The following is a 19,922-nucleotide window of genomic DNA, read 5'->3' on the forward strand; positions in this document are numbered from 1 at the left end:
AACACCGCACGCGCGCCGGACGTTGGGCCCTGCATGAGAGCGATCACCTACACCCGCACGGGTGCCCCCGAAGTCCTGCAGCCCGTCGACCGCGACGAGGCCGCGCCCGGATCCGGCGAGGTGCGCGTCCGCGTCGTCGTCTCCGGCGTCAACCCCACCGACTGGAAGTCCCGCGACGGCGGATCTCCCGGCCAGGAGCTCCCGTTCCCCGAGGTCGTCCCGAACCAGGACGGCGCCGGGATCGTCGACGCCGTCGGCCCGGACGTCACCGACCTCGCCGTCGGCGACCGCGTCTGGATCATGCTGGCCGCCCACGGCCGCCCGACCGGCACCGCGCAGGAGAAGACGGTCCTCCCCGTCGACCGCGTCGCGCCCCTGCCCGACGGCCTCTCCTTCGACCTCGGCGCGAGCCTCGGCGTGCCCGCCGTCACCGCGCACCGCGCCCTCACCGTCTCCGAGGACGGCCCGTCGCGGCTCGCGCCCGGCGCCCTCGCCGGGACGCACGTGCTCGTCGCCGGCGGCGCGGGAGCGGTCGGCCACGCGGCCATCCAGCTCGCCCGCTGGGCCGGCGCGACCGTGATCACCACGGTGAGCTCGCCCGAGAAGGCCGCGCTCGCGACGTCCGCCGGCGCGCACCACGTCGTGGACTACACGCACGGTGATGCGGTCGCGGAGATCCAGGCCGTCGCGCCCGACGGCGTCGACCTGATCGTCGAGGTGGCGCCCGCGCAGAACGCCGAGCTCAACCAGGCCGTCGCGAAGAACCGGGCGTCGGTCGCCGTGTACGCGAACAACGGCGGCGACACCGTCACCCTGCCCGTGGTCGACAGCTTCGTGAAGAACCTGCGCTACCAGTTCCTGCTGCTGTACACGGTGGGCCAGGAGGCGCTCGACGCCGCCCGCGCGGACATCCACCTCGCCCTCATCGACGGCGCGCTGCCGGTGGGCGAGGAGGCCGGCCTGCCCCTCACCCGCTTCGCGCTCGACGCCACGGCCGACGCACACCGCGCGGTCGAGGACGGCGTGACCGGCAAGGTGCTCATCGACGTGACGCCCGCCTGATCCATCGGGCCCGGACGACGGATGGCCGCACCGCCCTCGGGCGATGCGGCCATCCGCCTGCGGTCCGCCGGTCGGCGGCGGATGCGGCTACTCGGTGCCCGCGACGCGGCCCCGGGAGCGCGGCCGGGCGAGCAGCCGCTGCATGACGAGCGGCGCCAGGGCGCTCGCGTTGAGGCAGGTGGAGATCAGGAACGTGATGGCGAGCAGGTTCGTCGGGATGTCCCACGCGTCCCCGAGGAGGTGCAGCGCGAGCACCCCCAGCGAGACCGCGAGCAGCAGCCACGACGATCCGCGGAGCCACCGCGGGGTGCGCGCCCCCGCGAGGGCGACGACCGCCATGACGGCGGCGTTGGCGATGGCGAGGGCGAGCGGGCCGGTCATGCCGGCCCTCCGCCTGGAGCGCGGTGCGTGATGGCGTGATCGTGCATGGTGTCGTCCCCCTTCGACGGGCCGGATGGCCTGCGTCGACTCTTCCGCAGCGGGAGCCCGGGGTGAAGTCGGCGCTATCGGGGACATGGGGCCGCCCGGGCGCGTCGTCATGGCGCGGCGTCAGGGTGCGGCGCGCACCCGCGGCGTCGTCCCGGAGAGGTCGAGCCCCACGTCGACCAGCTCCACGCGGCCGGCGAGCGCGCGGCCGTCCCCGCGCATCAGCCCGGGCTTGCCCGCGCCGAACGTGACCGTGACGTCGGCGGGCAGCACGGTCGGATCCGGCACCCGGCCGTCGTCGCAGCCGACGCCGCTCGGGATGTCGCACGCCACGACGACGGGGCCGCCTGGGGCGCGGACGACGGGCAGGATCGCGGCCACGACCCGGCGCGCCTCGTCGCGGAGGGCGGGGCTCGCGGTGGTGCCGATGCCGAGGATCCCGTCGACGACCAGCGCGGAGGCCTGGCCGAGCGCCGCGAGCCCGGCGTCGTCGAGCGCGTCGGACGACGTGATCGGCACGCCCGCATGAGCCGCCTGCGCGGCCCCGCCCTCGTGGATCCGCGCGGCCGTGCGGATCACCCGCACCTCGCGGCCGTCCCGGGCGAGCTCGGCCGCGGCGAGCAGGGCGTCGCCGCCGTTGTTCCCCGCGCCGACCAGCACGAGCACGGCCCCGGTGGGCGCCTCGGCGCGGCAGACGCGCGCGAGGCCCGCGGCCGCGACCCGCATGAGCTGCGCCCCGGCCGCCAGCAGCGGCGCCTCGGCGGCGCGGATGTCCGCGGCCGCGTAGCCGTCGGCGATCGTGGCGGGGTCGATCGTGGCGGGGTCGCTCACGACGACACGATCCGCTCCACCAGGAGCTCGGCCCACGCCCGGTAGACGCGGCCGTACAGGGTGTCCTCCGGGTTCGGCGCCGTGAACTCCGGGATCCGCCAGGCCGGGAACGGCACGCTCTCGACCCGCTCGTGCCGCGCGACGACCCGGCGGGTGCTGCGGTTCAGCGTATCGGCGTGGCGTCCCACCGCACCCGCGATGAGCGGCGGCGTCACGGGGGAGGTCTCGAGCGGCGGCACCTCCGTCACGAGCACGAGCGCGCCATCGGGCATGCGCGCCTGCATGGCCGTGATGCACGCGTCGAGCAGCGACTCCCACAGCGGCGTCGGGGTGAAGCGGATGGCGTCGCCGATGCCGAGCGCCACGACGGCCACGTCGGTGCTCGCCCACGCGGGGAACGCGTCGAGGCCCGCGCGCCAGGAGCGCACGGTGAAGTCGGGGAAGGACTGCACCGACCAGAAGACGCCGCGGCCGGTGCGGACGGCGAGCTTGTGCGCGACCTGGCCGGCGACGCCGAGGTCGTGCGACACGGTCTGGTAGCCGACCGCGGTGCCCTCGCCCACGACGGCCAGGCCGTACGGATCCGGGCCCGGCAGCGAGCCCGTGGGGGAGTCGCGCGGGAAGGTGGCGCGCCGCATCTCGCGGTAGAGCACGCGGTACTGGAGGAGTCCCACGGTGGCCGATCGGAGCGACGCGAGCGGCCCGGCCGCGAGCGCCCGCGAGCCCGCTGGCGCATCGGCTGCCCGGGCGTCGTGCGGTGCGTCGTCGTCGTCGCGACCCGGCTCGGCATCGGGGGGCGGTGCGCCGGTCATCGCAGCCCGTCCCGTCCGTCGCGACGCCCCCGGAATGGGGACGATCGCAGGATATCCCGTGCGCGGGCGCCCCCTCCACCGCGAAGGGGGTGGCGGGGGCGCCGGGCAGGCGGGATCAGGCCAGGATGTCGCGCACCATGGGCGCGACGATCGTGCCGTAGCGCTCGATCCCGCCCATCATGCGCTCGTGCGAGAACGGGCCCGCGCTGTACTTGAGGTCGAAGCGCGTGGCGCCCACGGCCTTCAGCGTCGCGGCGATCTTGCGGGCGACGGTCTCGGGGGATCCGACGTAGAGCGAGCCGTGCTCGATCTCCTGCTCGTAGGAGGCGCGGGCGAGCGGCGGCCAGCCGCGGTCCTTGCCGATGCGGGCGTGCATGACCTGGTAGTCGGGGAAGAACGCCTCGCGGGCCTCGGCGTCGGTCTCGCCGACGTAGCCGGGCGAGTGGATCCCGACGGGCAGGCGCGGCTGCTCGAGCTGGTCGAGGGCGCGCGCGAACAGGTCGGCGTAGGGCGCGAAGCGGTGCGGCTCTCCGCCGATGATCGCGAGCATGAGGGGGAAGCCGTGGCGCGCGGCGCGCACGACGGACTCGGGGCTGCCGCCGACGCCGACCCAGGTCCTGATGCCGTTCGCCGTCTTCGGGAAGACGTCGTGCTCGGTGAGGCTGGCGCGCGTCGAGCCGCTCCAGGTGACGGGCGTCTCCTTCACGAGCTCGGCGAAGAGGCCGAGCTTCTCCTCGAACAGGCGCTCGTAGTCGCTCAGCTCGTAGCCGAACAGCGGGAACGACTCGGTGAAGGACCCGCGGCCGAGGATGACCTCCGCGCGGCCGTCCGACACGGCGTCGAGCGTGGCGAAGCGCTGGAAGACGCGCACGGGGTCGTCCGAGCTGAGGACGGTGACGGCGGATCCCAGGCGGATGCGGGAGGTCGTCGCGGCGATGGCCGCGAGCGCGACCTCGGGGGAGGAGATCGCGTAGTCGTCGCGGTGGTGCTCGCCGAGGCCGATGAAGTCGATGCCGACCTGGTCGGCCAGCACGCCCTCGGCGACGACGTTGCGGATCACCTCGGCGTAGGGCAGCTCGCGGCCGTCCGGTCCGACCGTGACGTCGCCGAACGTGTCCAGTCCGAGCTCGATCTCCTGCGCCATGCTGCCCTGCTTCCTTATCTATGCGAACGTATGCATCTGGGTCAACTGTAGGGGCGGGGTCGGCATTCCCGCGAATCGGGCGGGCGCTGCGGCGGGTCAGTCCACGATCGGCTCGGCGCGGGCGATCTCGGTGTCCTCGACGCGCGACTCCGGCATGAGGAGTCCCGCGACCACCGTCGCGAGCGCGCACACGCCGACCGCGAGGAAGACCGCGCCGGACGCGGCGATCACGGCGTCCGGATCCCGCTGGCCGCCCGCCGACGCGGCGAAGATCGCGTTGGCGATCGCGCCGAACACGGCGACGCCCACGGCGCTGCCGATCGACCGGGCGAAGAGGTTCGCGCCCGTGACGACGCCGCGTTCGCCCCAGCCGACGCTCGACTGCGCGCCGATGAGGCTGGGCGTGGCGACCAGGCCGAGCCCGAGGCCCACCACGAAGCAGCCGGCCGCGATGCCGACGAGCGTGGGCGTGGCGGCGAGCAGCGCGATGGATCCGGTGCCGACGATCGTGAGCGCCATCCCGATGAGCACGGTGCGGCGGAACCCGATGCGGAGGTACAGGCGGCCCGAGAGCGAGGCGGAGATCGGCCAGCCGATCGTGAGCGCCGCGAGCGCGAGCCCGGAGACGAGCGGCGTGACGCGCAGCGACCCCTCGAGGTAGGTGGGCACGTAGGAGGTGAGGCCGATGAGGATCGCGCCGACGCCGAGCGAGACGAGCGTCGTCGTGAGGAGCAGGCGCCGCGAGAACACCCAGAGCGGCAGAACGGGCTCGGCCGCGCGGCGCTCCACGAGCAGGAACGCGACGATCAGCACGGCGCCGACCGCGAACGCGCCGATGCTCGGCACGGAGTCCCACGCCCAGGCCTGGCCGCCCTCGAGCACCGCGAGGATCAGGAGGCTGAGGCCGACCGTGAGGAGCGCGGCGCCCGCGTAGTCGACGCGGTGCTTCGTGCGCTCGATGGACTCGTGGAAGCGACGGACGATCATCCACCCGGCGAGGACGCACAGCGGGACGTTGACGAAGAAGATCCAGCGCCAGGTCGTGAACTCGGAGAACACGCCGCCGAGGGTGGGGCCGACGACGCTCGAGACCGCCCAGACGCTCGCGAGGTAGCCCTGCGTCTTCGCGCGCTCGGCGACCGTGTAGATGTCGCCCGCGATCGTGATCGCCATGGGCGCCACGGCGCCGGCGCCGAGGCCCTGGATCGCGCGGGCCGCGATGAGCGCGGGCATGCTCCACGCGAACCCGCACAGCACGGATCCCACGAGGAACAGGCCGATGCCGACGAGGATGATCGGCTTGCGGCCGACGGTGTCGCTGAGCTTCGCGTAGAGCGGCACCGACACGGCCTGCGCGAGCAGGTAGATGGAGAACAGCCAGGGGAACGAGGCGAAGCCGCCGAGGTCGTCCACGATGGACGGCACCGCGGTGGCGAGGATGGTCGAGTCGATGGCCACGAGGCCCGTCGTCAGCATCAGGGCGATGAGGATGGGGCCGCGCTCGGATCGGAATCCGACGCCAGTGGTGTCAGTCATGAGCCTCCCGGGTCGAACGGTGAACGGCCGCAGGGCCGACGGCATTCCCGCGAGGCGAGGATCCCATGTGGTCGACTGGGGGCACTCCCATCGGAAGGACCCCCGTGACGTTCCGCGCGCCCGACGCATTCACCACCCGCCCCACGCTCCGCGGCACGTTCGGCATGAGCGCCTCCACGCACTGGCTCGCGTCCGGCACGGGCCAGGCCGTGCTGGAGCGCGGCGGCAACGCCTTCGACGCCGCGGTCGCGAGCGCGTTCGTGCTGCACGTCGTGGAGCCGCACCTCAACGGGCCGGGCGGCGACATGACCGCCGTCGTGCACGTCGCGGGGGAGGCGGCGCCGAAGCTGCTCATGGGGCAGGGATCCGCGCCCGCCGCCGCGACGCCCGAGCGATTCCGCGCCGAGGGCCTCGACCGCGTGCCCGGGGCGGGCGCGCTCGCCGCGGCCGTGCCCGCCGCCGTGGACGCGTGGTTGCTGCTGCTCCGCGACCACGGCACGTGGGAGCTCGCCGACGTGTGGGCGTTCGCCATCGGATACGCGCGTGACGGGCATCCCGTGCTCGAGAGCGTCCGCCGCACCATCGCGGGCGTCGGCGACCTGTTCCGCGAGCACTGGTCGGCATCGGCCGCGTTCTGGATGCCGGACGGCGAGGCGCCCGCCGCGGGGTCGCTCGTGCGGAACCCGGCGTGGGCGGCGGCCATGGAGCGGATCCTCGCCGAGGCGTCGGCCGCGGCCGGTGCGGACGCGACGCGCGAGGCCCGCATCGAGGCCGCGCGCACCGTGTGGGCCGAGGGCTTCGTCGCCGAGGAGATGGTCGCGAGCGTGCAGGATCCGCACCGGCACTCCACGGGCGCCGACCACGCGGGCCTGATCACCGCCGCGGACCTCGCCGGCTCCCGCGCCTCGTGGGAGGACGCGGTCTCCATCGGGTTCCGCGGGCTCCGGATCTGGAAGACGGGCGCCTGGGGCCAGGGCCCGGCGCTGCTGCAGGCGCTGATGATCCTCGACGGGTTCACGGACGACGAGATCGACCCGGCGACGGCCGCGGGGATCCACCGCATCATCGAGGCGCAGAAGCTCGCGCTGGCCGACCGGGAGGCCCACTACGGCGACGCCGTGCCGGGCGGCGCGCCCCTCGACGTGCTGCTGTCGCCCGGGTACGCGGCCGAGCGCCGCGCGCTCATCACGGACCAGGCGTCGCACGAGCTGCGGCCCGGCCGCATCGACGGCGTGGAGCCGTTCCTGCCGCCGCTCATGGTCGAGGGCGACGCGCCCGCGTCCGCCGGCGGCACGGGCGAGCCCACCGTCTCCCGCACGGGCGAGACCCGCGGCGACACCTGCCACCTCGACATCGTCGACCGGTGGGGCAACATGATCTCCGCCACCCCGTCCGGCGGCTGGCTCCAGTCGTCGCCGTTCATCCCGTCGCTCGGCTTCTGCCTCGGCACGCGCCTGCAGATGACGTGGCTCGAGCCCGGCGGCCCCTCGTCGCTCGTGCCCGGCCGTCGGCCGCGCACGACGCTGACGCCGACGCTGATCACGCGCGACGGCGAGCCCGTGGAGGCGCTCGGCTCGCCCGGCGGCGACCAGCAGGACCAGTGGCAGCTGCCCTACCTGCTGCGCACGATCGTCGGCGGGTTCTCGCCGCAGCAGGCCGTGGACGCGCCGACCTTCCACACGACGAGCGTCCCCGGATCCTTCTGGCCGCGCACCTGGACGCCCGGCGGCCTCGTGGTCGAGGGCCGCGTGGGCGACGACGTGATCGCCGACCTGCGGGCGCGCGGGCACGAGGTGGAGGTCGTCGGCGACTGGACGCTCGGCCGCCTCTCGGCCGTGACCCGGGATCCCGCGACCGGCCTCCTGGGCGCGGCGGCCAATCCCCGCGGTGCGCAGGGGTACGCGGTCGGACGATGACGCTCGACCGGCAGATCGCCTCGGCGCTCATCGCGGACCACGCCCGGCGACGCGTCGGCAGCGACGCGGCGCTGCGGGCCGCGTCGGCGCCCGGGCGGTTCGTGGCGGAGCCCGACGCCGCGACGCCCGCCGTCGGAGTCGTCCTCGGGACCTCGGAGCAGCGCAACGCGACCTGCGGCGACGTGGTCGACCTGCGGGTGCTCGCGGTGGATCCCGCGCATGCGCCCGTCGACCCGGGATCGCCCGTGGATCCCGCCGAGCCGATCGCCGTCCGCTGGCACGGCCGCGGCTGCACGGTCTCGCAGGCGTCCGCGTCCATGCTCGCCGAGCTCGTGGAGGGCCGGACGGCCGCGGAGGCGACGGCCCTCGTCGTCGAGCTGCGCGCCCTGATCCGCACGCACGAGCTGCGGCCCGGCGCCGAGGACCGGCTCGGCGACGCCATCGCCCTCGCGGACTCCGGCCGCTACCCGCTCCGCGGCACGTGCGCGCTGCTCGCCTGGCACGCGCTCGAGGAGGCGCTGGCCCGCTGAGGCGGGTCCGTCAGCCGTGCGCGCACGTCTCCTCGGCCGCGGTCTGGCCCGTGACGTCCTTCGGCAGCACGGTGCCGGCGTCGGGGGTCGGGCTCGCGGTGCCGGCGGACGGATCCGCGGAGGGCGCCGGCGTGGCCGTCGGCGCCTGCACGCCGCCCCCGATGGAGCCGGGTGCGAGGCTGAAGTCCGAGTCCGAGGTGACCGCGCTGATGAGCTGGGCGCCGGCCTGGGTGTCGGGGTCGACGCGCTGGTCCGCGCGTCGGATGCTCGGGTACTGCACGAAGGTGAAGCGGTCCGCGGGGATGTCCTTGACGGTGAGGGCGATGGAGGCGATGGCCGCCGGGCTGTCCATCGAGGTCGAGAGGCTCATGTTCTCCACGACGGCGCGGGCGATCTGGTAGACCTTCGCGGGGTTCGTCAGGGTGCCGCTGCTCGTGACCGAGCGGACGAGGGCTCCGAGGAACACCTGCTGGTTGCTGATGCGATCGATGTCGCTCGCATCGCCGACGCCATGGCGCGTGCGCAGGAACTCGGCGGCCTCCTTCCCGTGGATGACGTTGACCCCGGCGGGGAGGTCGAGGTCCGTGTTCTTGTCCTTGATGGGCTTGGCCAGGCACACGGGCACCCCGCCGACCGCATCGGAGACCGCCGCGACGCCGTTGAACTGCACGACGCCCGCGTAGGGGATGTCGATCCCCGTGATGCTCGAGATGGTGCGGACGACGCAGCCGAGCCCGCCGCGGCTCAGCGCGGTGTTGAGCATGACGTGCGTGGCCGCCGGGGAGTCCGCGCCGCCGTCGTCGCTCGCGCACGACGGGATGTCGACGAGCATGTCCCGGGGGAAGGAGATGGCGGTCGCCCGGCTGTGGTCCGCGCTGATGTGCACCAGGACGGTCGCGTCGTTGAGGCGGCCCGTGCCGACGATCTTCGGGTCGCCGTACCCGTCGCCCTGGCCCTCGCGGCTGTCGCTGCCCACGAGCAGGATGTCGGCGGCGCCGTCGAGCCCGGCCAGCGACGGCGGGAGGCCGCGGCCGTCCGAGATGTCGACGGAGTTGGCGGAGACGGTGCGGCTGAGGTCCCACGCGGCGATGGCGGTGATCGACCCGGCGCTGACCAGGACGACCGCGAGGATCGCGGCGAGGAAGCCGACGACCGGTCGGGCCGCACCGGGCCGGCGCAGTCGTCCGTGGCGGGCGATCCCGGCCCGCGGGGGTCGCGCCCCGCGGGGAGAGCGCCCTGCCGGAGGCTCGTCGTCGAAGGCCACGTTCGCTCCTGTGCTCGGGTCGTGTCGCGCGCGTGAGGGGGTGGGTCCGGTCGGCGGACCCGCGCGCGGGATCACCGTACTGCGCGGCGGTGCCGCCGAGAGCGGTCCGCCGCGGGTTCGCAGGGTGGGCGCGGCGGACGCGCCGGATGGCGCGGATCCATCGTCGGGTCAGGATCTCCGGTCGACGTCCACGCCCGTGCTGAGGTCCGCCGCGTCCACCCGCTGCGCGCCGCGCGCGGCGAGGTACGCGCGGGCCCCCGCGTCGCCGCGCACGCCGGCGGCGAGCGGCTCCCAATGGTCGCGGCCGAGGAGCGCGGGATGGCCGGGGCGTCCGCGGAAGACGGCCTGGCGCAGGGTCGCCGCGTCCACCGGCCCCGCCTGGAGCACGCGGCGGACGGTGGCGGCGTCGAGGTCGGGCACGTCCACCGGCACGACGGCGAGGGCGATGGGCGGCGGATCCAGGGCGGCGGCGGCCCGGAGCGCCGCGCGCAGGGAGGCGGACATGCCGTCGGCCCAGTCCTCGGCGCGCACCACGACCGCGCGCGCGGACTCCGGCAGCCCGCCGAGCAGCGCCGCGGCCTCGTCCGCCCGCGCGCCGAGGACGACGAGCACGGGGGAGCAGCCGGCGTCGGCGAGCGCCCGGATCGCGGTGGCGAGCCACGGCGTGCCGTCGGGATGCGCGGCGAGCGCCTTGGGAACGCCGAAGCGGGTGCCCGCGCCGGCGGCCAGCACGACGCCCGCGATCCGCGGTGCCGGTCGTCCGTCCGCGTCCGCGTCCCGTGATCCCGCCATCCGCCCATGCTAGGAGCGCGCTCGCCGTGCCCTCGCCCCGTTCCGCTGGGGTCGCTGGCGAGACGGCGCCCTCAGCCGGTCGGCTGCCGGTCAACCCGCCGACACCCGCCGCCCCTGCACGTGCACGCCCGCGATGGCCGGCTCGCGCAGCCCCATCAGGAGGGTGAACAGGATCTGGTCGGTGGCGCGCGCGTCGTCGTCCGCGCGGATCCCGTGGGCCAGCGTGAGCGCGAGCGGCTCCCAGAGGTCGGGGGTGATGGTCAGGAAGTCGGCGTCCTTGCCCACGTCGAGGTTGCCGTAGCGCTCCTCCATGTCGAGGGCGCGGGCCCCGGCGAGCGTGCCCGTGAAGAGCAGCTCCGCCGCATCGATCTCCACCCCCGCGTCGCCGGGCTCCGACAGGTGCACCTTGAACGCGTCGTTGAGCACGCGCGCGACGAGCCACTCGTCGCCGGCGCCCACGTCGGATCCGATCGCCACGTTCACGCCCGACGCCACCGTCCGCCGCCACGGCATGGTGCCCGAGCCGAGGAACTGCTGCGACGTCGGGCAGTGCGCGATGCTGCTGCCGGTCTCGGCGAGGCGCGCGAGCTCGGAGTCCTGGCAGTGCACCGCGTGGGCGAACACGCTGCGGCGGCCGAGGAGGCTGGATCCGCCGCGCTCCGACCCGGGCAGGAAGAGCCCGTCGTAGGTGTCGAGGTAGGTGTCGGTGCCGAAGACCTGCCGGACGGCGGCGATCTCGCCCGTGCCCGGCCGGTCGTTCTCGTTGAGGTGCGAGTGGAAGTGGACACCCTCGCCGCGGGCCACGTCGTAGAGCTCGCCGAGTCCCCGGAGCGTCGTGGGCGTCACCGACAGGCTGAACCGCGGCACGATCGCGACCTGCAGCGTCGCCGTCGTCGCGTCGCCCGTGTCGACGGCGTGCCAGCGGTCGATCTCCGCGCAGGAGAGCGCGATCGCGTCCTCCTCGGAGGTGAGCAGCGGGGTCGCGGGGCCGGAGCCGACCGTCTGGATCCCGCGGCCGCTCACGAGGCGCAGCCCCGCGTCGCGGGAGGCCTCGAACAGGGCGTCCTGCGCGTGCGGGAAGGCGGATCCGAACACGAGCGCGCTCGTCGTGCCCGCCATGATCCGGCGGCGCGTGAAGTCCGCCGCGATCGTGCGCGCGAAGCCCTCGTCCTCGAGCCGCGCCTCGGACGGGAACACGCACGTGTCGAGCCATTCGAGGAGCTGGCCGCCGCCGTGGGCGCTCGTCGTGTAGGTCTGCGGGAAGTGCACGTGCGCGTCGACGAAGCCGGGGATCAGGAAGTCGGAGGCGTCGCCGTGCACGGGGGCGTCGGCGAACGCGGGCGGGAGCTCGCGGAACGGGCCGACCCACGCGATCCGGCCGGCGTCGTCGACCGCGAGCGCGCCGTCGGGCACCGAGACGAGGTGGCGACGGGCGTCCTCGACGCGCGGGGAGCCCGTGATGTGGAGGACGTGCCCGCGGTGCACGGCGCGGCAGGCGGCGGCGCGGGCGGGCGGCGCGGGGTGGGTGGTCCGGGGTTCGCTCATGCGGGAGGATCCGTTCGCTCGGCTGGTGCGCGGCGGTGCTGGACGGCGGGAGCCCGGAGGGGATCACGCGGCGGGCCGGATCCTGCGGAGCCGCGGCGTCGCGGCGCGCGGGATCGGGAACCCGGTCGATCGTCGACCTCGGGGAGGGGCACGCGCTCCGACACGCCGCGAGCCTGGACGGCGCTCAGGAAGCGGTGACCCCTCGCGAGATCGTCAGGCGGGAGGTCGTCCGGCCGGTCCGGCGGCCGGGGACGGGTCGGGATCGGCGTCCACCGCGCTCCCCGTAGCGGCGTCCGCGTCGAGCCCTCCCGCCGTCTCCGCGTGGAGCAGCGGCTGGAGGAGCGCGTCGATGCGGGCGACCCGACGGCGCCGGACGACGGCGAGACCCGCGACGGCCGCGGCGATCAGCGCGGGCAGCGTCCACGCGAGGGGCGGCCCGCCGAGCACGCCCACGGCCACGGTGCCGCCGAGGAGCGCCGCGGCGACGAGCATCGCCCACGGTCCGCCGAGCTGGTCGTGGACCTCGCGCCGGCGGAGTAGCAGGAACCGCCACGAGTCGGCGTCGGCGTCCGCGGGGAGCCGACCGTCGTCGATCGCCTCGGAGACGTCGACCCAGCGCATCCGGGACCGGGTGCCGCGGCGCCGGATGGACAGGACCGCCGTGAGGATGAGGCCGACGACCACGCCGACCGTGAGCGTCCCGAGGATCCGCTCGGTGCCCACCTCCTGCCCGAGCGCGACCCGCCAGTAGGTCGTCATCGCCGGGTAGGCGAGGGCGATGCCCATCGCGGGGACGATCGCGGGGGCGTCGGCCAGCCTTCGGCGGGCGCGCCGCACCCGACCGTGCGCGGGGGCGGCTGAGCCCGTCATGGTCGGGCGCCCGTCACGAGACGGCGCTGCCTGCACGCCGCGTGCACGGCGGCGACGGACCCGCCCGCGGATGCGGCGACGGGGCGGGCGGGGTGGGTCATCGTCTCTCCTCGTGGGTGGTGCACGATGCGGCGGTGGCCGGTCGGGCACGCGGTCGGCGCGGCAGCGGGCCGAGCCTATCCAGCAGTCGGGGGAATGCGGTCGTCGGGCGACGGCGGCGCCCAACCGGCCCGCCTCTCCTCGTCGGCTCGCACCGACTCCTGCAGCCGGATCAGCAGGGCGTCGACGGCGTCGCGGCGGCGACCGCGGGAGACGATGAGCACGGCCGACCAGGAGACGAAGACCGCGAGGACGACGAGCCCGGCGATCGCCCGGTCGCCGCTCGCGCCGTTGAGGAGGGTCAGCGCGACGATGACGACCAGCCCGAGCGGCACGATCCATGACTCCTGCCGGATCTCCGCGCGCCGGCGCTCCAGCGCGGCGAGCCACGCGGCCGCATCCGCGCCCGGGCGGAGCTCCCCGTCCTCCGCGGCCTCGGACACCTCGACCCAGCTGGGCGCGCCGACCTGTCGCCGACCGCGGGAGCGGCGCACGCCGACGAAGAGCGCGCCGGCCAGCAGGCCGAGCCCCACGCGGAGGAGGAGCGCCCCGCCGGTCCCGTTCCACGCCCCGAAGTCGAGGAGCGTGAAGTAGCCGAAGTAGAGCGCGGCGACGGCGAGCGCCTGCACGGCCCAGGGCGCGTCGGCCCACGCCCGGCGGATCCGCCGGTGCAGCGGCTGCGGGCGGTCGGGTGCGGTCGATGCCATGGGTCCCCCTCGGATGGACGCGCGGCACCGGGGGAGGATCCCCCCGGCATCCGCGTCCCACCCTACGCAGGGGCCGTGCGAGGCTTGACGCGGGCGATACCATCGCGCGCCGTCCGGCCGCCGCCCTCCCGCCCGTCCCGCGCCCGCTCGCCGGCGCTCCCACCGGAGGTGCCGTGCTCGAGATCGCCGCCGGGGTGCTCGACGCCCTCGCCGACGGCCGCCGCCTCGCCGTCGCGTGCGTCACCGACGTGCTCGGCAGCGCCCCGCGCACGGCGGGCACCGCGATGGCGGTCGACGACCGGGGCCGGGTGATCGGATCCATCTCGGGCGGCTGCGTCGAGGGCGCGGTCGTCGCGGTCGCGGCGGGCGTGCTCGAGGACGGGGTGCCCGCGCTCACGTCCTTCGGCGTCAGCGACGACGACGCGTTCCAGGTCGGCCTCACCTGCGGCGGGCGGATCGGCGTGGTGGTCGTGGAGGTCGCGCCCGGCGACGACGCGCGATCGCCCGTCCCCGACGCCGTGCGCGGCGCCCTCGAGGACGCCCGCGCCGGCCGTGCCGCGTCGCTCGCGCTCGTGCTGGACGGCCCGGCCGTCGGCACGTGGATCACCAGCGCGGCCGACCCCACGGTGGATGCGGCCGTGGGCGTCGACGCCGCCCGCCGGATCCGCGCCGGGCTCGCGGCGCGCCTCGCCGCCGGCCGCTCGGGCACCACGGACGTCGACTGCGCCGACGGGCCGCTGCGCGTCCTCCACCTCGTCGCCGCGCCGCCGCCCCGGCTGCTGGTCTTCGGCGCCGTCGACTTCTCGGCCGCGCTCGCCGACGCGGCCGCGCTGCTCGGCTACCGCGTGACGGTGTGCGACGCCCGGCCCGCGTTCGCGACCCGCGCGCGCTTCCCGTCCGCGCACGAGGTCGTCGCCGAGTGGCCGGACGAGTACCTGGCGCGCACCGAGGTCGACGCCCGCACCGTGATCTGCGTGCTCACCCACGACGACCGCTTCGACGTGCCCCTGCTGGTGCAGGCGCTGCGCCTGCCGGTGGCCTTCGTCGGGGCGATGGGATCCCGCACCACCGACGTGCGCCGCCGCGCGCTGCTCGCGGACGAGGGCCTCGGCCCGGAGGAGCTCGCGCGGCTGCGGTCGCCCATCGGCCTCGACATCGGCGCGTCGACGCCCGAGGAGACGGCCGTCTCGATCCTCGCGGAGGTGCTCGCCGCGCGTGCCGGCACCGCGGGCGCGCCGCTGACGACGACCACGGGGCCGATCCACCGGGAGCGGCCGTGACCGCGGCGTCCCCGTCCGCGTCCGCGGGACCGACCCCGCCCGGCCTCGCCCGCCGCCTCGGCCTCCTCGACGCCACCGTGCTCGGCCTCGGCGCGATGATCGGCGCCGGGATCTTCGCCGTCATGCCCGCGGCGGCGCGCGCGGCGGGCGACGGCCTCCTCGTCGGCCTCGCGATCGCGGCGGTCGTCGCCTTCTGCAACGCCACGGCGTCCGCCCAGCTCGCCGCCCGGTACCCGTCTTCCGGCGGCTCGTACCTGTACGGCCGGGAGCGGCTCGGCGCGTGGCCGGGCTTCCTCGCCGGCTGGTCGTTCGTCATCGGCAAGACCGCGAGCTGCGCGGCCATGGCCCTCACGTTCGCCGCGTACGCGGTGCCCGCGGCGTGGCAGCGGCCGGTGGCGGCGCTCGCGGTCGTCGCGCTCGCCACGGTCGGCTGCCTCGGGGTGACCCGCACGGCCCGGCTCGCGCGCGTGATCATCACGGTGGTCCTCGCGGTGATCGCGCTCGTGCTGGTCGCGGGCCTCGTCGCGGGCGGGCCCGCCGCCGCGGGATCCGTCGCGGGCGTCGTCGACACCACCCCCTACGGCGTCCTCCAGTCGGCCGGCCTCCTGTTCTTCGCCTTCGCGGGGTACGCGCGCATCGCGACCATGGGGGAGGAGGTGCGCGATCCCGCCCGCACCATCCCGCGCGCGATCCTCCTCGCGCTCGGCGGCGCGCTCGTCGTCTACGCGCTCGTCGCCGTCACGCTCCTCGGGGTGCTCGGGGAGGCCCGGCTCGCCGGATCCCCCGCGCCGCTCGCCGAGGTCGTGCGCGACGCGGGCTGGGGGTGGGCGGTGCTGCTGGTCGGGGTGGGCGCGGCCGGCGCGTGCCTCGGCGCGCTCCTGGCGCTGCTCGCGGGGATCGGGCGCACGTCGCTCGCCATGGCGCGCGAGGGCGACCTGCCTCGCGCGCTCGCCGTCGTGCACCCGCGGTACCGGGTGCCGCAGCGGGCCGAGATCGCGGTGGCCGCGGTGGTCGTGGTCCTCGTGCTCACGGTGGACCTCCGCGGCGTCGTCGGCTTCTCGTCCTTCGGCGTGCTGCTGTACTACGTGGTCGCCAACGCCGCCGCGTTCACGCAGGCGCGCGCGGACCGGCGGTACCCGCGGGCCCTGCAGGTGCTCGGCGTCGTGGGCTGCCTGGTGCTCGTGGCGACGCTGCCGGGGTCGTCCATCGCCGTGGGAGTCGGCGTGCTGTCGGTCGGCGTGGTCGGGCGCGCGGTCGTGCTCGCGCGTCGTCGGCGCGCCGCGGCCCGCTGACCGCGTCCCGCGCCGCTACTCCCGCGTCCCGCGCTTCCCGAGCGTCGTTGGGCTGTCGAACCGCGGCTGCGGACCGCCGCCGTTGAGGAGCCGCCACACGCGGTCGCGCGACATCGGCAGGTCGTGCAGGCGGATCCCGATGGCGTCGCGCACCGCGTTCGCGAGCGCCGGCGCGACCGGGTTGTAGGGCGCCTCGCTCATCGACTTCGCGCCGTGCGGCCCGAGGTCGTCGTGCGTGTCGGCGAACAGCACCTCGGTCACGGGCAGGTCCGCGAGCTGGGGGATGTGGTAGTTCCGCAGCACGTCCGTGAGGATCCGCCCCGCGCCGTCGTGCACGACCTCCTCGAACAGGGCCGTGCCGATGGCCTGCGCCGTGCCGCCCTCGACCTGGCCCCGCAGCTGCGCGGGATTGAGGACGGTGCCGGCGTCCACCGCCTGCACGGAGCGGAGGATGCGCACCTCGCCGGTCGCGGGATCGACCGCCACCCGGAACGCGTGCACGTTGAACGCGAGGGAGCGTAGCGCGCCGTCCTCGTGCGCCTGGGCGGCGAGGCCGTCGGGGCCGACCAGCTCGGCGACGGGCACCGCGACGCCGTCGGCGACGAGCGCGTCCGGCGTGAGGGCGAAGGCCTCGGCGGCGATCCCCGTGCGTGCGGCGGCCGCCTCCCGCAGCATCCCGGCGAGCGCGGTCGCGGCCACGTGCACGGCCTTCCCCGCGACGACCGTGCCCGCGGATCCGAACGCGCCCGTGTCGTAGCGGGTGACGTCGGTGTCGGACTGGCGGATGCGGATCCGGTCGGGCGTCGTCCCCAGCGCGGTCGCGGCGAGCTGGGCGTGCACGGTGGTCGTGCCGTTGCCGAACTCGGCCGTGCCGACCGACACCGTCACGACGCCGTCGGCGGCCATCGCCACGGTCACGTCGGCGAAGTGCCCGCGCGGCGGCATGGTGGCGATCATCGCGGCGGCCATGCCCTCGCCCACGAGCCAGCGGTCGCCGTCCGGCACCGGATCCCCGCCGCCGTCGGCCAGCGCCCGCTCGGCGAGGTCGAGGCACTGGTCGAGACCGTAGCTGCCGCCGAAGCCGAGGTCGGGGCCCTCCGCGTGCGTGATGATCAGCGGGTCGCCCGGCACGACCGCGTTCCGCCGCCGGATCTCGAAGCCCGAGATGCCGAGCCGCCGCGCGAGCTCGTCGAGCGCGGACTCGATCGCGAAGATCACCTGGCCGAGGCCGTAGCCGCGGAACGCGCCCGACGGCAGGTTGTTCGTGTACACGCTCTGCGCGTCGACGCGCTTGGCCGGCGAGCGGTACAGGGCGATCGACTCGTTGCAGCCGTGGAACATCACGCCGGGGCCGTGGTTGCCGTACGCGCCCGTGTCGCTCAGCACGTCGACCGCGAGCGCCGTGAGCACGCCGTCGGCGGTCGCGCCGACCGTGACGCCCACGCGCATCGGGTGCCGCGCGGGCGAGAGCGTGAACTCGTCCGTCCGCGTGAACTCCAGCTGCACCGGGCGCCCGGTCGCGAGCACGGCGAGGGTGACGACGTCCTCGGTGAGGATCTCCTGCTTGCCGCCGAACCCGCCGCCGACGCGCGCCGTGAAGACGCGCACCTCGTCCGGCGAGAGCGCGAACAGCCGGCAGATCTCGCGCTGCACGAGGAAGGGCACCTGCGAGCTGGTGCGGAGCACGAGGCGGCCCTCCTCCATCCAGCCGACGGTCGCGTGCGTCTCCAGGTGCGTGTGGGCGACGCGCTGGGTGGACCACGTGCCGCTCACGACCTCGTCGGCGCGGGCGAGGCCCGCCGCCACGTCGCCGTGCTCGCCGTGCATCTCCGCGACGACGTTGCGCTGCGGGTCGGCGAGGCGCGAGACGGCCGGATCCTTGTCGCCGTGCACGAGGGGAGCGCCCGGCCGCCTGGCCTCCTCGGGGTCGAAGACGGCGGGGAGCACCTCGTAGTCGACCCGCACCAGGCGGACGGCCGCTTCCGCGATCCCGACGTCGTCGGCGATCACGGCCGCCACGCGCTGCCCGCGGAACCGCACGACGTCGTCGAACACGCGGCTGTCGTCGGGGTCGTCGAAGCGGTCCTCGTGGCGGGCGGACGAGTACAGCGTCGCGGGGGAGTCGTGGTGCGTGAGCACGGCGTGCACGCCCGGCAGCGCGAGCGCCGCCGACGCGTCGATGGAGCGGATGCGCGCGTGCGGGTGCGGGCTCCGCACGAGGCTCGCGTGCAGGAGGCCGGGGACGGCGACGTCGAGCGTGTACGGCTCGAGGCCGCTGACGACGCGCTCGCTCGCGGGCGCGTGCAGCGACGTGCCCACCCGGCCGGTCTGGGCGCGCTCGGCGGCGCGTGCGCCGTCGTGCGCCGCCGGGGATCCCGTCGCCCGCACCGGCCCCAGCCCCTCGGGTCGCGCCCCGCCGCAGCCGTCCGCGTGCGCGTGGTCGGGGCCGCCGTGCTCCCCGCGGATCGCCTCGTCGATCGCCCGGTACCCGGTGCACCGGCAGAGGCTGCTCTTCATCAGCCGCGGGAGGTCGTCGAGCTCGTCCTCGGCGAGGGACGCCGCCGTGACGACCATGCCGGGCGTGCAGAACCCGCACTGGAACCCGGCCGCCTCCACGAACCGCTCCTGCACCGGATGCAGGTCGCCCGGGGTCCCGAGCCCGGCCGCCGTCGTGACCTCCCGACCCGCCGCCCGGAACGCCGGCAGGATGCACGACTGCACGGCCTCGCCGTCGAGGAGCACCGAGCATGCTCCGCAGTCGCCTGAGTCGCAGCCCTTCTTGACGCTGAACACCTCGTGAGCGCGCAGCCAGGTGCGGAGGCTCTGGCCCGGCGCCGGCTCTCCCGGGATCTCGCGGCCGTCCACGGTCATGCTCACGGGCGGGCTCCTGCCGTCGTCGTGGCGGCGGCGGCGGAAGGGGTGCCGCGCTCGCCGGAGGGGGGTCCGTCGCCGGAGCCGGTCGCATCGCCGGCCAGCTCCGCGCGGATCTCCGCCGCGAGCAGCGCGCTGACCGCGCGGCGCCAGTCGGCCGCGCCATGCGCGTCGGTGAACCAGGATCCGATCGCCCGCACGTCGTCGGCGAGCGCCGCGGCGGGAGGGAGCGCGGGGTAGCGCAGCTGCTCCGGCCGGAGGGTGGCCCCGGTGACGGTGAGCGTGAACGCGCCGCCCTCGTCGAGCCGGCCGATCACCACCGACCCGGACCGCCCGATGGGCGACAGCGCGATCTTGCGGAACGCCGTGCGCGCGCGCAGCGACGCCGCCGGCACGTGGATCGACCGGAGCACGTCGCCCGGACGGAGGGCGGTGGTGCGGTCGCCGGTCACGAGCTCGGCGACGGGCATCCGCTCGTCCTGCGCGGGCGCGTCGGCGGTCGCCGCCCGCCAGATCAGCGCGTCCGCGTCGAGCGCGGACGCGAGCGCGGTCATCGGGCCGGCGGGCAGCGCCGAGCAGACGTTCCCGCCCACGGTCGCGACCCGCCAGACCTTCGTCGACCCGAACAGCGCCGTGCACGCCTGCAGGAAGAGGGGATGCGCCGCCCAGCCGTCCCGCGGCGCGATGCCGGCCACCTGGGCGATGGTGCACGTCGCGGCGATCTCCAGGCCGTCGTCCGTGACCACGAGCGGCTCCCAGCCGAGCCCCTGCAGGTCGACGAGCCCGGTGAGGTGCGGGTGCGGCTCGGCGAAGATGCCGGATCCGCCGGCGAGCGCGGCGACGCCCGGCCCGAGGGCGGCGAGGTCGTCGCGGGTCCGGGCGGGCACGACGGAGCGGACGGTCGGCTGGTCCATGGGTCTCCTCCCGGGCATCCGGGTCGACGGC

The 19,922-nt window shown here is 75.8% G+C and carries 17 protein-coding genes; 5 read left to right on the forward strand and 12 right to left on the reverse strand.

Annotated features, from left to right (window positions below):
- Window positions 1–33 precede the first annotated feature (33 nt).
- Window positions 34–1,062, forward strand: coding sequence for an NADPH:quinone reductase (locus ITJ44_RS14960; protein WP_194636340.1), 1,029 nt, complete (start codon window positions 34–36; stop codon window positions 1,060–1,062).
- Between the two features lie 87 nt (window positions 1,063–1,149).
- Here the strand turns inward: ITJ44_RS14960 and ITJ44_RS14965 are convergent, their stop codons facing one another.
- From ITJ44_RS14965 to ITJ44_RS14985, 5 genes are all read right to left on the reverse strand, one after another.
- Window positions 1,150–1,443, reverse strand: a complete 294-nt coding sequence (locus ITJ44_RS14965) for a hypothetical protein (RefSeq protein ID WP_194636341.1) — start codon at window positions 1,441–1,443, stop codon at window positions 1,150–1,152.
- 168 nt (window positions 1,444–1,611) lie between these two features.
- A complete protein-coding gene (locus ITJ44_RS14970; protein WP_370551710.1) occupies window positions 1,612–2,319 on the reverse strand; it encodes an NAD(P)H-hydrate epimerase in 708 nt (235 codons plus the stop codon).
- On the reverse strand, window positions 2,316–2,993 hold the full coding sequence (locus ITJ44_RS14975) for an esterase (protein ID WP_370551711.1): 678 nt from the start codon (window positions 2,991–2,993) through the stop codon (window positions 2,316–2,318). Before ITJ44_RS14975 ends, ITJ44_RS14970 begins: the two co-directional genes overlap by 4 nt.
- 253 nt (window positions 2,994–3,246) lie before the next feature.
- The gene (locus ITJ44_RS14980; protein ID WP_194636343.1) at window positions 3,247–4,275 is read right to left on the reverse strand and encodes an LLM class flavin-dependent oxidoreductase; all 1,029 of its coding nucleotides are present in this window, start codon (window positions 4,273–4,275) and stop codon (window positions 3,247–3,249) included.
- Between the two features lie 96 nt (window positions 4,276–4,371).
- A complete protein-coding gene (locus ITJ44_RS14985; protein WP_194636344.1) occupies window positions 4,372–5,811 on the reverse strand; it encodes an MFS transporter in 1,440 nt (479 codons plus the stop codon).
- 104 nt (window positions 5,812–5,915) lie between these two features.
- Between ITJ44_RS14985 and ITJ44_RS14990 the strand changes: the two genes are divergently transcribed.
- Together ITJ44_RS14990 and ITJ44_RS14995 are read left to right on the forward strand one after the other, a co-directional pair.
- Window positions 5,916–7,727, forward strand: coding sequence for a gamma-glutamyltransferase (locus ITJ44_RS14990; protein WP_194636345.1), 1,812 nt, complete (start codon window positions 5,916–5,918; stop codon window positions 7,725–7,727).
- Window positions 7,724–8,257, forward strand: a complete 534-nt coding sequence (locus ITJ44_RS14995) for an iron-sulfur cluster assembly scaffold protein (RefSeq protein ID WP_194636346.1) — start codon at window positions 7,724–7,726, stop codon at window positions 8,255–8,257. Before ITJ44_RS14990 ends, ITJ44_RS14995 begins: the two co-directional genes overlap by 4 nt.
- A 10-nt stretch (window positions 8,258–8,267) precedes the next feature.
- Here ITJ44_RS14995 and ITJ44_RS15000 read toward each other — a convergent pair whose 3' ends face one another.
- The 5 genes from ITJ44_RS15000 to ITJ44_RS15020 all read right to left on the reverse strand — a co-directional run bounded on the left by ITJ44_RS15000 (window position 8,268) and on the right by ITJ44_RS15020 (window position 13,534).
- Complete coding sequence (locus ITJ44_RS15000; protein WP_194636347.1) at window positions 8,268–9,521, reverse strand: LCP family protein; 1,254 nt, start codon at window positions 9,519–9,521, stop codon at window positions 8,268–8,270.
- 168 nt (window positions 9,522–9,689) lie between these two features.
- Window positions 9,690–10,313: an NTP transferase domain-containing protein gene (locus tag ITJ44_RS15005; protein WP_194636348.1), complete on the reverse strand. Its 624-nt coding sequence runs from the start codon at window positions 10,311–10,313 to the stop codon at window positions 9,690–9,692.
- A 90-nt stretch (window positions 10,314–10,403) separates the two neighbouring features.
- Window positions 10,404–11,858, reverse strand: a complete 1,455-nt coding sequence (locus tag ITJ44_RS15010; protein WP_194636349.1) for an amidohydrolase family protein — start codon at window positions 11,856–11,858, stop codon at window positions 10,404–10,406.
- 213 nt (window positions 11,859–12,071) lie between these two features.
- Window positions 12,072–12,644: a hypothetical protein gene (locus ITJ44_RS15015; RefSeq protein WP_228495191.1), complete on the reverse strand. Its 573-nt coding sequence runs from the start codon at window positions 12,642–12,644 to the stop codon at window positions 12,072–12,074.
- A gap of 260 nt (window positions 12,645–12,904) precedes the next feature.
- Window positions 12,905–13,534 carry a hypothetical protein gene (locus ITJ44_RS15020; RefSeq protein ID WP_194636351.1) on the reverse strand — a complete coding sequence of 210 codons (630 nt, stop codon included), beginning with the start codon at window positions 13,532–13,534 and terminating at the stop codon, window positions 12,905–12,907.
- Window positions 13,535–13,707: 173 nt separating this feature from the next.
- On the opposite strand from ITJ44_RS15020, the gene ITJ44_RS15025 reads away from it, so the two are divergent.
- Together ITJ44_RS15025 and ITJ44_RS15030 are read left to right on the forward strand one after the other, a co-directional pair.
- Window positions 13,708–14,814, forward strand: coding sequence for an XdhC/CoxI family protein (locus tag ITJ44_RS15025; RefSeq protein WP_194636352.1), 1,107 nt, complete (start codon window positions 13,708–13,710; stop codon window positions 14,812–14,814).
- Complete coding sequence (locus tag ITJ44_RS15030) at window positions 14,811–16,106, forward strand: APC family permease (protein WP_194636353.1); 1,296 nt, start codon at window positions 14,811–14,813, stop codon at window positions 16,104–16,106. The genes ITJ44_RS15025 and ITJ44_RS15030 overlap by 4 nt, the downstream gene beginning before the upstream one ends.
- Before the next feature lie 15 nt (window positions 16,107–16,121).
- Here the strand turns inward: ITJ44_RS15030 and ITJ44_RS15035 are convergent, their stop codons facing one another.
- Both ITJ44_RS15035 and ITJ44_RS15040 read right to left on the reverse strand, forming a co-directional pair.
- A complete protein-coding gene (locus ITJ44_RS15035; RefSeq protein ID WP_194636354.1) occupies window positions 16,122–18,983 on the reverse strand; it encodes a molybdopterin cofactor-binding domain-containing protein in 2,862 nt (953 codons plus the stop codon).
- Window positions 18,980–19,891 carry an FAD binding domain-containing protein gene (locus ITJ44_RS15040; RefSeq protein ID WP_194636355.1) on the reverse strand — a complete coding sequence of 304 codons (912 nt, stop codon included), beginning with the start codon at window positions 19,889–19,891 and terminating at the stop codon, window positions 18,980–18,982. Before ITJ44_RS15040 ends, ITJ44_RS15035 begins: the two co-directional genes overlap by 4 nt.
- Window positions 19,892–19,922 lie beyond the last annotated feature (31 nt).

This window comes from Clavibacter sp. VKM Ac-2873 (genome assembly GCF_015351075.1).
Classification (GTDB): Bacteria; Actinomycetota; Actinomycetes; order Actinomycetales; family Microbacteriaceae; genus Clavibacter.